This window comes from Corynebacterium sp. (assembly GCF_030535495.1).
Classification (GTDB): Bacteria; Actinomycetota; Actinomycetes; order Mycobacteriales; family Mycobacteriaceae; genus Corynebacterium.
Genome location: NZ_JAUNRW010000013.1, coordinates 25,718 through 39,154, shown reverse-complemented (window position 1 = coordinate 39,154; position 13,437 = coordinate 25,718). Strand labels below are relative to the sequence as shown.

The 13,437-nt window shown below is 67.5% G+C and carries 12 protein-coding genes and 1 pseudogene; 7 read left to right on the top strand and 6 right to left on the bottom strand.

All coding sequences use genetic code 11. The annotated features are described in order from the left end of the window. The 3 genes and pseudogenes from Q4F73_RS03325 to Q4F73_RS03315 form a co-directional block, all read right to left on the bottom strand. Window positions 1-295: pseudogene (locus Q4F73_RS03325) on the bottom strand (hypothetical protein); the annotation flags it as partial. Between the two features lie 26 nt (window positions 296-321). Continuing rightward, complete coding sequence (locus tag Q4F73_RS03320) at window positions 322-1,512, bottom strand: acyl-CoA dehydrogenase family protein (protein ID WP_303357929.1); 1,191 nt, start codon at window positions 1,510-1,512, stop codon at window positions 322-324. After that, window positions 1,505-1,978 (bottom strand): MaoC/PaaZ C-terminal domain-containing protein, encoded by a 474-nt coding sequence (locus Q4F73_RS03315; RefSeq protein ID WP_303357928.1) that lies wholly within the window; start codon window positions 1,976-1,978, stop codon window positions 1,505-1,507. The genes Q4F73_RS03320 and Q4F73_RS03315 overlap by 8 nt, the downstream gene beginning before the upstream one ends. A gap of 193 nt (window positions 1,979-2,171) precedes the next feature. On the opposite strand from Q4F73_RS03315, the gene Q4F73_RS03310 reads away from it, so the two are divergent. Together Q4F73_RS03310 and Q4F73_RS03305 are read left to right on the top strand one after the other, a co-directional pair. Then, window positions 2,172-3,719, top strand: coding sequence for an acyl-CoA carboxylase subunit beta (locus Q4F73_RS03310; RefSeq protein ID WP_303357927.1), 1,548 nt, complete (start codon window positions 2,172-2,174; stop codon window positions 3,717-3,719). 9 nt (window positions 3,720-3,728) lie between these two features. After that, window positions 3,729-4,040, top strand: coding sequence for an EthD family reductase (locus Q4F73_RS03305; protein ID WP_303357926.1), 312 nt, complete (start codon window positions 3,729-3,731; stop codon window positions 4,038-4,040). A 58-nt stretch (window positions 4,041-4,098) separates the two neighbouring features. On the opposite strand, the gene Q4F73_RS03300 is transcribed toward Q4F73_RS03305, so the two are convergent. Further along, window positions 4,099-4,848 (bottom strand): SDR family NAD(P)-dependent oxidoreductase, encoded by a 750-nt coding sequence (locus Q4F73_RS03300; protein ID WP_303357925.1) that lies wholly within the window; start codon window positions 4,846-4,848, stop codon window positions 4,099-4,101. After that, entirely contained in the window at window positions 4,845-6,113 is a 1,269-nt protein-coding gene (locus Q4F73_RS03295; protein WP_303357924.1) for an alkene reductase, read from the bottom strand. The genes Q4F73_RS03300 and Q4F73_RS03295 overlap by 4 nt, the downstream gene beginning before the upstream one ends. Before the next feature lie 100 nt (window positions 6,114-6,213). On the opposite strand from Q4F73_RS03295, the gene Q4F73_RS03290 reads away from it, so the two are divergent. The 5 genes from Q4F73_RS03290 to Q4F73_RS03270 all read left to right on the top strand — a co-directional run bounded on the left by Q4F73_RS03290 (window position 6,214) and on the right by Q4F73_RS03270 (window position 11,740). Beyond that, entirely contained in the window at window positions 6,214-6,840 is a 627-nt protein-coding gene (locus Q4F73_RS03290; RefSeq protein ID WP_303357923.1) for a TetR/AcrR family transcriptional regulator, read from the top strand. A 201-nt stretch (window positions 6,841-7,041) separates the two neighbouring features. Then, window positions 7,042-8,577: a class I adenylate-forming enzyme family protein gene (locus tag Q4F73_RS03285; RefSeq protein ID WP_303357922.1), complete on the top strand. Its 1,536-nt coding sequence runs from the start codon at window positions 7,042-7,044 to the stop codon at window positions 8,575-8,577. 44 nt (window positions 8,578-8,621) lie between these two features. After that, window positions 8,622-10,406: an acetyl-CoA carboxylase biotin carboxylase subunit gene (locus Q4F73_RS03280; RefSeq protein ID WP_303357921.1), complete on the top strand. Its 1,785-nt coding sequence runs from the start codon at window positions 8,622-8,624 to the stop codon at window positions 10,404-10,406. After that, window positions 10,403-11,272, top strand: coding sequence for a CoA ester lyase (locus Q4F73_RS03275; protein ID WP_303357920.1), 870 nt, complete (start codon window positions 10,403-10,405; stop codon window positions 11,270-11,272). The genes Q4F73_RS03280 and Q4F73_RS03275 overlap by 4 nt, the downstream gene beginning before the upstream one ends. A 15-nt stretch (window positions 11,273-11,287) precedes the next feature. Next, window positions 11,288-11,740 carry a MaoC family dehydratase gene (locus tag Q4F73_RS03270; protein WP_303357919.1) on the top strand — a complete coding sequence of 151 codons (453 nt, stop codon included), beginning with the start codon at window positions 11,288-11,290 and terminating at the stop codon, window positions 11,738-11,740. 278 nt (window positions 11,741-12,018) lie between these two features. Here Q4F73_RS03270 and Q4F73_RS03265 read toward each other — a convergent pair. Beyond that, window positions 12,019-13,437, bottom strand: a 1,419-nt coding sequence (locus tag Q4F73_RS03265; protein ID WP_368660510.1) for a TRAP transporter large permease, incomplete at its 5' end; no start/stop codon positions are given.

Genomic DNA, 13,437 nt, shown 5'->3' with positions numbered 1-13,437 from the left:
TGTAGACGATGTTCTCGTAGCGCTCGCCGTAGCGGATGTAGCCGCGGCCCTTGAAGACGTAGCCGCCGGTCTGGGCCTCACCGTGGTGGTGGGCGCCGGAGACCTCACCGGGGCCGGTGTAGACCTTGCCGATCCAGATCTTGCTGGCGGCGGAGTTCTCCTTGGACACACCCGAGATGCGGCGGGCGTTCTCGGTCTGGCCGGGGGCGGCCTCGAGGTCGGCGGCGCGGTTGACCTTGAAGATGTCGACGTTGTGGTTGATGTCGAAGTCGGGGCCGGGGACGTTCTGGAACATGAGGGGGTTTCCTTTCGAAAGGGGGATCAGTAGGACCTGGGCAGGCCCAGGTGCTTTTCACCGAGGTAGTTGCGGATCATCTCGTCGGTGAGGGGGGCGAAGGTGTACAGGCGGGCATCGCGGAAGTAGCGCTGCATGGGCAGTTGGCGGAGGAATCCCCAGCCGCCCATGACCCGCATGCCGATGTCAGTGGTGGTGGTGCCGGCCTGTGAGGCGGCGAGTTTCGCCATGGCCGACAGGGTCTCCACGGCACCGCCCTCCGATTCATCGGAGGTGCGGGCGGCGTTGTGGAGCAGGAGGCGGGCGGATTCGACGGACACGGCGGCGTCGACAAGCTCGTGCTGCAGCGCCTGGAAGGCGCCGACCGGGCGGCCGAATGCTTCTCGACGCCCCGCGTACTCCACCGCCGTCTCCAGCGCGCCGCGGGCGATGCCGAGCGCCACGGCGGCGCCGTTGAGGCGCTCGCCGTTGAGGGTGGCCAGGACGTGCCGGAAGCCGCGGTCGACTTCGCCGAGGACGAGGTCGGCCGGGACGCGGACGTTGTCGAAGACGATGTCTGCCTGCTCCAGGGCCCGGATGCCCATCGTGTCGATGGAGGTGGTGGTGATGCCGGGGGTGGAGCGCGGGACGATGAACATGGTGATGCCGTCGATGGAGCTGCGCTCAATCTCGGCGGTGCGCGCCAGGACGATGAGGAAGTCGGCGGTGGACGCCGCTCCGATCCATTTCTTGCGGCCGGTGAGCACCCAGGTGCCGTCGTCCTCCCGCGTGGCGCGGGTGGACATGGCGCGGGCGACGTCGGTGCCGCCGTCCGGTTCGCTGAGCGCGAAGGACATCCGGGCGGCGCCGTCGAGAAGCGGGGCGAGGTAGTCGTTGCGCTGGGCCTCGTCGGCGAAGCGGTGGAGCAGTTCGACGCCCATGTACTGCACGACGATGCTCACGCCGACGGAGGTGGCGCCGGCGCCGAGCTCCTCAAGCACGGTGACCTGGCTCTGATGGGCGGGACCCCGTCCATTGAGTTCGGTCTCGAGGCGGATGAGACCGGCCTCGGCGAGCGCGGTGTAGAGCCCGAGGTCGTACTTCTCCTCCTCGTCGTGTTCGACGAGCCGCTCCGGGGTGGTGTGCTCCGCGAGCACCCGGCGGACTCGCTGGCGCACGGCGGCAACCTCGGGAGTGTCGGTCAGGGTGGCGAAGGGGGCGAGGGAGGTGTCAGTCATGGGGTGCCCTCTCGATGAGGAAGGTGCTGGTGAAGGTCATGACGGTGTCACCGTGCTGGTTGATCACCGCATAGTCGAGGGACCAGAGGCCGTTTCCGGGTCGGCTGGTCTCGCGGGCCTCCGCGACGGTCGCCTCCACCCGGATGGTGTCGCCGATGTAGACCGGCGCCTGGGCGCGGACCTCGTCGAGCCCCAGCCAGGCGACGACGTGGGTGAAGTACCCGGTCTGGGTCATGAGGCCGAGGGCGGTGGACAGGGTCAGCGGCCCGTGGCCGATGCGCTGACCGAAGGTGGTGCCGGACGCGTACTCGGCATCGAGGTGCAGGGAGACCCAGTCGCCGGTCAGTCCGGCCCAGCTCACCAGGTGCGCCTCGGTGATGGTCAGCCCCGGGCTGCGGAGCCGGTCGCCGGTGACCAGGGCTTCCCAGTAGTGGTCCGGTGGCCCTTTGACGGTGCCGTCTGTCATGGTCGAACTCCTTTCTGTCATTCGCTCCGTGTGAGTGGGAGGGGGTGGAAGCCAGTGTGTCCTGAAGAAGATTCTCCCGAAAACGTGGTCTGGCTCTCACTCAAGTGTAGACTAACAAATGATCGTTCGTGTAGGAATAGAGAAACCTCAAGAACTTTCGAGGACCGCAACCCCATCCCCGCTGGAGGACCCCATGACTGCACCCACCACCCAGGAGACCGTCCACGAGCGCCTCTCCCGCAGCCTCACCGAGGCCCGCCTCGGCGGCTCCGAGAAGAACCGCAAGAAGATCCAGGATTCCGGAAAGCTCCTGGTCCGGCAGCGTCTCGCGCTGCTTTTCGACGACGAGAACTACATCGAGGACGGCCTCCTCGCCCGCTTCGAGGAGGGCCTGCCCGGCGACGCCGTCGTCATCGCCTTCGGTCGCGTCGACGGCCGCGAGGTCTGCGTCATCGCCAACGACTACAGCGTCAAGGCCGGCACCTGGGGCAACCGCACCTTCGAGAAGATCACCCTCGCCCAGGAAAAGGCCACCGCCGCGGGCATCCCCATCGTCTACCTCTTCGACTCCGCCGGCGCGCGTATCGACGAGCAGTTCGAGTCCTTCGCCGGCCGCCACGCCTGGGGCAACATCTTCTACAACCAGGTGCAGATCTCCGGCCGCGTCCCGCAGGTCTGCGCGCTGTTCGGCCCCTCCCCCGCCGGCTCCGCCTACGTCCCCGCCCTCTGCGACCTCACCATCATGGTCCGTGGCCACGCCACCGCCTACCTCGGCTCCCCGCGCCTGGCGGAGATGGTCACGGGCGAGAAGGTCACCCTCGAGGAGATGGGCGGCGCGGAGATGCACTGCTCCGTCTCCGGGCTCGGTGACGTCCTCGTCGAGGATGACGCGGAGGCCCTGGCCGCGATCCGCGTCTGGCTCTCCTTCCTGCCCGCCAACTGGGAGACCCCCGCCCCCATCGCTCCCCCCGCCGAACCCCGCGAGGGCCGCACCCTCGAGGAGATTGTCCCGCTGCGCGAGGCGGAGATCTTCGACATGGAGGAGTTCGTCGAGTCGCTTGTCGACGAAGGCTCGTGGTTCCCCTACAAGGAGCTCTTCGCTCCGGAGATGCTCACCGGCTTCGCCCGCATCAACGGCCGCCCCGTCGGCCTGGTGGGTAATCAGCCCACGCACATGGGTGGGTCGATCTTCCCCGACTCCTCGGACAAGGCCGCGCGCTTCATCTGGATCTGCAACGCCTACAACATCCCCATCATTTTCCTTGTCGACATCGCGGGCTACATGATCGGTTCCGCCGTGGAGCGTCAGGGAATCATCCGCCACGGCGCGAAGATGATCTTCGCCGTCTCCGAGTGCCGCGTCCCCCGGATCACCGTCCTCGTCCGCAAGGCCTACGGCGGCGGCTACCTCGCTATGTCCGGTGCCCCCATGAACCCGGACGCCGTCATCGCCCTGCCCACCGCCCGCCCAGCGCTCATGGGCCCGGACGCCGCGGTCAACGGCGTCTACTACAACCAGATCCATGAGATCGCCGACCCGGAGGAGCGCAAGGCCTTCATCGCCCAGAAGCACGCGGAGTACGCCGAGGGGATCGACGTGTTCAAGATCGCCAACGCCAACGCCGTCGAGGCCGTGGTCCCCGCCAACGATCTGCGCGATGACCTCACCCGCCGTCTGGCCCTCTACGGCAAGCGCAAGACGGAGCCGGTGGAGCGCCGCCAGGCCGTCACCCCGGTGTAGGAACGCGCCATGATCAAGATCGTCGCCGTCATCACCAAGAAACCTGAGCACTCCCGGGAGGAGTTCCTCCGCCACTGGCACGAGGACCACCCGGCCTATGTCCGCCGCCTGCCGGGCATCAGGCGCTACCGCCAGAACCCCGCGATCGACCATCGCACCGACTGGCCCTTCGACGGAATGGCAGAGCTGTGGTTCGACTCGGTCGCCGCGGTGAAGGAGGCCTACGCCGGCGAGGATGGGAAGGCGCTCTTCGCCCACGAGGAGCTCTTCCTCGCCGACATGCAGTGGTTCATCTCGGAGGAGAAGGAGATCCAACTCTAGAGACCACCACAGGGGGCGGGACCAGATACCTGGTCCCGCCCCCTTATTGTGTCGGCAGTCAGCGGTCGAAGAGGCTGAACACCTGGGTCGCGCCGCCGTCAATGAGCAGGTCCGCGCCGTTGATGCTGCGCGCGTCCTCGGTGAGTAGGAAGACGGCCAGGGCGCCGATCTCCTCCGGGGTGACGATCTTCTCGGTGGGGACCTTCTTCTTCACCTGGTCACGCACCTCCTGGATGACCATGGGAGTGTCGACCACACCGGGGCAGATGTTGTTGACGGTAACTCCGGTGCCCCAGAAGTCGACGAGCAGCGAGCGCGTGAGGTTCGACAGACCCGCCTTGGAGGCCGCGTAGCTGGGGTAGTGGTACCCCGTGACCCCCGCGATGGAGGAGATGTTGATGATGCGTCCGAAACCCTGCTCCACCAACTCCGGGCCAAATTCCCTGATGAGCCGGAACGGACCGGTGAGGTTGATGTCCAGCGCGAACTGGAAGGACAAGGTGTCGTGGTCGGCGAGGTACTTGCGGTCGAGGATCCCGGCGGCGTTGACCAGCGCCTGGATGGGGCCGACCTGTTCCTGCACGGCCGCGTGCAGGGCGGAGATGGAATCGTCACTGGTCACGTTGAGTTCGAAGGCCAGCGCACGACCGCCCGCGTCACGGATGCGCCCGGCGGCTTCCGCGGCGGCGTCCAGGTTGAGGTCGGCGCAGAGCACGGTGTGACCGGCCGCGGCCAGCCGCTCATTGATGCCGACACACATGCCACCGCCGGCGCCGGTGACCAGGATGTTCAGGGGCTTATCAGTCATGGGAGGGACTCGCTTTCGGGGGTGAGGATGGTCAGAAGTTGTCGGTGGGCGTGGAGCAGGCCGTCGCGCGCCAGTTCTACCTCGGTGCGACCGGACAGCTCTGCGGCCAGCGCCGTGGGATCGCGCTCCCCGGCGCGGATGGCCTCACACAATTCATCCCAACGGCGCTCGTCCTCGAGGGAAGGGTAGGTGAGATAGCCCTCGGCGCCGCCGGAGTAGAAGGTGCGGCGATCATGGCGGTGAAGGGGAGCGCCCGCGGCCAGGCGCTCGGGCAGGTCGGGGTTGGCGATGTAGGGTCGGCCGAATCCGACGAAGTCCGCGTCGCCGAACTCGAGGAGCCGCTCGGCGGTCTCGAAGGTGTGGCCTCCGGTGATGATCACGGGGGCGTCGATAAGCGGCCGCAGTTCCGCGGTGGGGACGGCATCCTCGGCGACCTCGGCGGTGCTCGACCCGGCGATCTCCGGTTCCACGAGGTGGAGGTAGGCCAGCCCGCGCCCGGCGAGGGAGGAGACCACGTGACGATGCAGGGCCCGCTTGTCCTCGTCGAGGGCGTCCATCCAGCGGGAGGATGGGGAGAGACGGACGCCGATGCGCCCGACCGGAATCTCCTGCGCCACGGCGGTGATGATCTCATGGAGGAAGCGGGCGCGGTTGGCCGGCGATCCGCCGTACTCGTCGCTGCGGTTGTTGGAACCGGAATTGAGGAACTGGTCGATGAGGTAGCCGTTGGCGGCGTGCAGTTCTACGCCGTCGAAACCGGCGTCCACCGCCCGGCGCGCGGCGGCAGCATACTGCCCGATGACGTCGCGGATCTCCTCCCGACTCAATGCCCGCGGGGTCTCGAAGGGGACCTGCTCGGGCCTGCGGTAGTACCGGAAACCGGTGATGGGGATGGCCGACGGCGCCACCGGAAGGCCGCCGTCCGGCTGCACCGAGGAGTGGGACTGGCGGCCCACGTGCCAGAGCTGGGCGACAATGTGCCCACCGCGTTCGTGGACGGCCCGGGTGATGGGGCCCCAACTGTGCGCCTGCGCATCGGTGTACAGGCCGGGGACGCGGGGGTAGGCGACCCCCTGGGGGGAGACGACGATTCCCTCGGACACGATGAGGCCGGCGGTGGCCCGTTGGGTGTAGTAGACCTCCATGAGGTCGGTCGCGGTCCCGTCGGGCTGCGCGCGACTGCGGGTGAGCGGCGCCATGACCACCCGATTGCGCAGGCGCAACCCCGAGAGCGTGCACGGTCGGAGGAGACGGCAAGTCGTCATGCCGTTAGCTTACGTACGTTTGTTAGTTTTCGGTAGGGGTCGGCCACCGATCAGGGCCGACAGTTTAGGATGGGCTCAGTCCTCGAACTACGAAAGTGACATGACCATGGCCCGATCCGGCAAGAACACCGCCCACCTGATCCGCGAGAAGGCGACCGAGCTCTTCTTTCTCAAAGGCTATGCGGGAACCTCGCTGCGGGAGGTCGCGGCGGCGTCCGGACTGCAGATCGGCAGCCTCTACAACCACATCTCCAGCAAGGAGGACCTGCTCCTGCAGGTGATGGGCGGGGTCATCGACGACCTGGTGGCGGAGCAGGAGACGGCCATGGCCACACCGGGCGACGCGGTGGACAAGCTCCGCGCCGCGGTCGACTGCCACGTCCGCTTCCATGCCCAGCACGCCCCCGAGGTGCACATCGGCAACTCCAACCTGGCTGCGCTGTCCGACGGGGCCCGGGAGGAGATCGTCCGCAAGAGGAAGGACTACGAGCGCAACATCCAGTCCCTCGTCGAGGAGGCCGGCCGCGCGGGGCTGGCATCTGTCCTCGACGCCCGCCTGCACACCTTCAGCATTCTCGGCATGGGCACGCACCTCGCCGGCTGGTACCGGCCGGAGGGGCGGTTGTCCCTCGACGAGATCGCCGACACCTACACCACCCTCGCACTCCGCGAACTCAAAGTGATCGACGCCGACGAGCGCGTTGAGCAGGCGGCGCAGGCCGGCTGAACCACCCCCGACTGACGGAGGTCACGGTCCCGCGCGGGCCCGTGACCTCCTTTTTTCTCTCCTTTATGCGCTGTGTCACAGAATCGCTTGCATGAGGGTGCGGCCACATCTACACTCACATACGAACGCTCGTTAGTTTTCCTGGGCCCGGCCTCCGGTATACCCGGCACTGACGGCACTCCCCCAGAAATGAGGACAACTATGCGCACTATCGGAGACTGGCTGCGCCTCCACCACCGCCAGCACCCACGGACGGAGGCGCTCGTCGGCATCGACGGCCGCCGGACCTACGGTGAACTGGCCGAACGCGCCTGGGGCATGGCCCGCGGACTGCGCAGCCTCGGCATCACCGACGGCGACCGCGTCGGCGTCCTGGGCACCAACACCGTGTTCAACGCCGAGATGTTCTTCTCTGTCGCCGCCAGCGGCGGAGTGTACGTGGCATACAACTGGCGCTGGGCCGCCAGCGAACTCGCCCAGGGCATCGCCGAGACCTCCGCCGACGTCATCCTCGTCGAGCAGCAGTTCGTGGAGCTTCTCGACGACGCCCTCGCCATCCTCGCCCGAGAGCAGGACACCCTGCCCACCGTCGTGGTCGAAGGCGGGCAGGCCGACGCCCTGCGGGAGGGCACCGGCCCCTTCCACGACACCGCCACCCTCGATTCCCCCCTGTGCATCATCTACACCGGCGGCAGCACCGGGCAGTCCAAGGGAGTCGTCCTCTCCCACCGCGCGGCCGTGGTCAACGCCATCAACGAGATCATCGACTGCCGCCTGGGCTCGCGTCCGAATGAGCGCGGACTCATCGTCACCCCCCTGTTCCACTCCGCCGGGCTGTTGTGCTGGCTGGTCTCCCACTTCGTCGCCGCCACCACCAGCGTGCTGGCCCCGAAGTTCGACGCCGAATCCCTCACCGACTGGGTGGAGCGCGAGCGCATCACCAACACCTTCATGATCCCCAACATGATGCGCAAGATGATGGACGGAGGAGTCTTCGACAATCCCGTCTTCCGCCGGAACCTCAAGGCCGTCCACACCGGCGCCGGCCTGCTGCGCATGCCGGACAAGGAACTGTTCGCCGCCACACTGCCGGACACCGAGCTGTTCTACCGCTACGGGCTCACCGAGGCCGGCCCCATGGTCACCCGCCTGCGCCACGAGGACATGTTCGACCACGCCGTCGACGGATCCATCGGCCAGGAGTACTTCTCGGTCGAGATCCAGCTGCAGGATCCCGACGGCCGCCCGGTGCCCCCGGGTGAACTCGGCGAGATCTGCGTCCGCGGGCCGTCCCTCATGAGCGGCTACTACGGGCGCCCTGAGCAGACCGCCGAGACCCTGCGCGGCGGCTGGCTGCACACCGGCGATGTCGCCACCGAGGACGACCGCGGATATTTCTACTTCCGCGACCGTCTCAAGGAAATGATCAAGACCGGGGGTGAGAACGTCTACGCCGCCGAGGTCGAACAGGCCCTCCACCTGCACCCCTGCGTCCTCGAGGCCGCCGTCATGGGCGTCCCCGACCTCAAGTGGGACGAAGAGGTCCGCGCCGCGATCGTGCTTCGCGACGGCACCGTGGCCACCCAGGAGGACCTGTCCACCTTCCTGCGCGGCCACCTCGCCGGTTACAAGATCCCCAAGAAGATGGTCTTCCTCGGCGCTGATGATTTCCCCCGCTCCGCCGCCGGGAAGCTGGTCAAGACCGAACTGAAGCGCAACCTCGGCTGGATCTCCTGATCCGCCCCTCCCCCACTCCACGTACCCCTCCTGAAGGAGCCCACATGTTCACCAAAATCCTCATCGCCAACCGGGGCGAGATCGCCGCGCGTATCGCCCGCACCTGCCGGGAGCTCGGGGTCGCCTCCGTGGCGGTCCACTCCGAGGCCGACTCGCAGTCCCTCCACGTCCGCCTCGCCGACGAGGCCGTCAACCTCGGCGAGGGCCCCTCCAGCGAGAACTACCTGGCCCAGGACAAGATCATCGCCGCCGCCCTGGAGACCGGCGCCGAGGCCGTTCACCCCGGATACGGCTTCCTCGCGGAGAACGCCACCTTCGCCCGCGCCGTCGTCGACGCCGGCCTCGTCTTCATCGGCCCCTCCGCCGACGCCATCTCCGCCATGGGTGAAAAGGTCACCGCCCGAGAGCTGGCCATCGCCTCCCAGGTGCCCCTGGCCCCCGGCTCTGACGGGGCCATCAGCTCCGCCGCGGAGATCCGCGCCTTCGGCGAGGAGCACGGCTTCCCCATCCTGGTCAAGGCCTCCGCCGGTGGCGGCGGCCGCGGCATGCGCCGCATCAACGGCCCCGAGGACATCGACGACGCCCTCGAGTCCGCCGTCCGCGAGGCCGAGGCCGCCTTCGGCAACGGCGAGGTCTACCTCGAGCGCTACCTCACCAACGCCCGCCACGTGGAGGTGCAGGTCTTCGCCGACAACCACGGCAACGCCGTCTATTTCGGCGACCGCGACTGTTCGGTGCAGCGTCGCCACCAGAAGCTCATCGAGGAGGCACCCGCCCCGGGTCTCAGTGAGGAGCTGCGCCGGGACATGGGTGAGGCCGCCGTGCGCCTGGCCCGGGAGGTCGGCTACTCCGGCGCCGGCACCGTCGAGTTCCTCGTGGAGGGCGAGCGTTTCTACTTCCTCGAGATGAACACCCGCATCCAGGTGGAGCACCCGGTCACCGAGATGGTCCAGAACATCGACCTCATCGCCGAGCAGCTCCGCGTCGCCGCGGGCGAGCCGCTCAGCGTCACCGAATCCGGCCGCCCCGCCGAAGGCGCGGCGATCGAGGCCCGCATCAACGCCGAGGACATCTCCGGTGGCCGTTTCATCCCCACTCCCGGGCTGATCACCACGATCGAGGCCCCGGCCGGCGAGGGACTGCGTTTCGACGCCGGCTATGAGTCCGGCGACGAGATGCAGCCCTACTACGACAGCCTCATCGGCAAGCTCATCGCCTGGGGTCCGGACCGCGAGACCGCCATCGCCCGTCTCCGCGAGGCCCTGGACACGATGACTGTCGAGGGTGTCCGCACCACGATCCCCGCCGCCAAGCTCATCCTCGACCACGAGGATTTCCAAAAGGTCCGCTTCAGCACCCTGTGGCTGGAGACCACCGTCGAGTTCCCCGAGGACGTCGACGATCTCGACGACACCCTGGCCCGCAACGAGGTCGAGGTCAACGGCCGTTTCTACACCATCCCCTTCTTCAGCGACGTGGTTCCCGGCGCCGTCCTCGCCTCCACCGGGGGAGATCCGGCGCAGCCGGAATCGGGCGGGGCGCGCAATCGCAACGCAGGCGGGCGTCGTAAAGCGAAGAAGAAGGCCTTCGACGGACAAATCACCTCCCCGATGCAGGGCACGATCATCAAGGCCAACGTCGAGGAAGGCCAGTCCGTCAGCGCCGGCGACGTGCTCTTCGTCCTCGAGGCCATGAAGATGGAGAACCCCATCACCGCCCCCGTCGACGGCACCATCGGCGAGGTGCTCGCCGGAGTCGGCGACTCCCTCGCCGCCGGCACCCTCCTGACCACCCTCACCGCCCTCACGCCCGCGGAGGTATATCCATGAAGCCCGTCCGTTCACTGCTGTTCGTGCCCGGTCACAAGAAGGACTGGATCCGCAAGGCACTCAACTCCGAGTCCGATGCCATCATCATCGACCTCGAGGATTCCGTCCCCGCCGGTGACAAGCAGCTCGCCCGCGACAACGCCCGCGAGATCCTCGCCGAGGTCCCCGACGCGACCATCCTCATCCGTCCCAACGCCCTGGACACCGACGACTTCGGCGCGGACGTCGCCGCCGTCGTCCGCCCCGGACTCACCGGTCTGCTGCTGCCGAAGCTCTTCGGCCGCGATGACGTCGTGCGTTTCGACGCCCTGGTCACCGCCGCCGAACTGGCCAACGATGTCCCCCGCGGCACCATCGAGCTCATCCCCTCCCTGGAGACCGCCGCCTCCATCAACAAGGTCGACGAGATCCTCGCCGGACCCCGCGTCGGCGGCGTCATGGCCGCGGCCGCCAAGGACGCCGACGTCTCCCGCGAGGTCGGTTTCACCTGGACCGCCGAAGGCCTTGAGACGCTGCACCTGCGCAGCAAGGTCGTCCTCGCCGCCCGCTCCGCCGGCGTCCGCTGCATCGTCCTCGGCCTGTGGCAGGAGGTGCGGAACCTCGACGGCATGCGCACCTTCGCGCAGGACAACAACCGACTCGGCTACACCGGCCAGGTCATCATCCACCCCTCGCACGCCCCGGTGGCCAACGAGGAGTACGGCCTGTCCGAGCAGCAGGTCGACTACTACACCGGCCTCATCACCGCCTTCGACGAGGCCACCGCCCAGGGACACGGAGCCGTGTCCTACCGCGGCGACCACATCGATCTCGCCCACGCCAACCACGCCCGCGCCGCCCTGGCGATCGCCGGCATCACCGCCTAGAAGGAGACCCCCACCATGTCCGGAATGTACTACGAGGATTTCACCGTCGGCGAGGTCATCCGCCACGAGGTCACCCGCACCGTCACCGAAACCGACAACCTCCTCATCACCACCCTCACCATGAACGTCCAGCCGCTGCACCTCGACGCGGAGTTCTCCGCGAAGTCCATCTTCGGCCGGCAGATCGTCAACAGCATCTTCACCCTGGGTGTCGTCACCGGCATCCCCGTCCAGGAGACCACGCTGGGCACCACCCTCGGCAACCTGGGCTTCCGAGAGATCGAGTTCCCCAAGCCCGTCTTCTTCGGCGACACCCTCCGCGTCGAGACCGAGGCCCTGGACAAGCGCGTCTCCGAGTCCCGGCCCGAGCGCGGCATCGTGGGCATCGAGCACCGCGGCTACAACCAGAACGACGAGCTCGTCTGCGTGGTCCGCCGCACCGCCATGATGATGCGCCGCCCCGCCTGATCCACCGCCCCTCACACCCCGGGACCGTTGTGCGGACCCGGGGTGTCGGCATGTGTTGATGATGTCGTGAACCCGGTCCCCCGGTGCGCCTCCTTGAGGCCCACAGGGTTCCCACGTAAGGAAGCCCCACCACAAGCCGCGACCTGGGGAAACACCCGGGCCCGGAGATCTTTACGTGGGAACAGTAGGTGAGGGTGGACCTGCACGATGGGGGCGTCGACAAACACGAACGAAGGACCCCTCGTGCGCGGTGCACGAGGGGTCCGGGGTACCGGGGATCAGGAGGCTGACAGACCCGGCAGCCACATCACGATCTGGGGGAAGACGGTGAGGACGGCCACGAAGATGATGGTCACCGCAATGAAGGGCAGGACTCCCTTGAACACCTCGGTCAGGGAGATCTCGGTGCCCAGATTGACGCTGGGTTCGCGGGTGATGCGGTGAACGATGAAGGAGAGGATGCCCACCGGCGGGCTCACCAGGCCGAGCTCGGCGAGCATGATGAGGAAGATGCCGAACCAGATGAGATCGATACCCATCGCCGTGAGCGGCGCGGCCAGGATCGGCATGGCGAGCATGATGATCGCCAGCGGGTCGAGGAACATGCCCATGATGAGGAAGAGGACGGCGAGCATGCCCAGGAAGACGAAGGTGTTGAGCTCGATCCCGACGAGCCACTCGGTGAAGTAGTTCGTCAGGCGGCTGACCGTGAGCATGCGGGTGAGGATGTTCACGCCGATGAGTAGGACGAAGATGCCGGCGGCGGAGATGACCGTCTCGGTCAGCGTCTCCTTCATGAAGGAGAGGAAGCCGCGGAATCCGGGGTGTTCGCGGCGGCCCGACACCCATCCGACGACGATCGCGGAGAGGGCGCCGACGGCACCGGCCTCGGTCGGGGTGAAGACGCCGAGGAACATGCCGCCAATGACGACGACGATGATGATGGTCAGTGGGAGCATGCCCACCAGGGAGGACACGCGGGTGGCCATGGTCACGCCGGTCATGTCGGCCTTGGGCGCCAGGGAAGGGTTCATCAGGGCCCGGACGATGATGGTCACCGAGTACACGATGGCCAGCAGGACGCCGGGAATGATCGCGGCCATGAGCTGGGGTCCTACGGGTGTTTGGGCGACACCCGCATAGACGACGAGGAGGATGCTCGGCGGAATGAGCTGCCCGAGGGTGCCCACCATGGCCACGGACCCGGTCGCCATGGAGGGCTTGTAACCGACCTTGAGCATCTCGGGGATGGCGATGCGGCCGAGTGCGTAGGAAATGCCGATGGAGCTGCCGCTGGCCGCGGCCAGGCCGGCGCCGGAGAAGTTCGTGGCCACGGCCAGGCCGCCGGGTACGCCGCCGAGCCACTGGCGCGCGGCCTCGAAAGCCTTGGAGGTGATGCCGGACTTCCACAGGGCGATGCCCATGAGGATGAACAGCGGAATGACGCTAAGCGACCAGGAGGCGGCCGAAGAGTAGACAAGTTCCTGGTAGACGCCGGTGACTCCCTGGAAGCCACGCATGCCGATGAGCCCGATGACGGAGGCACCGATCATGCCGAGGCCGATCGGGATGCCCGCCAGGAGCAGCGCGAGGACAAGGAGGAGGGTGAGGATACCGGTGACTTCCCGGCTGAAATCTATGGTGAGGATGAGCGGGTTGTCGGGCGCGCCGCCGGCGACCTGCGCCGGAAGGCTCGG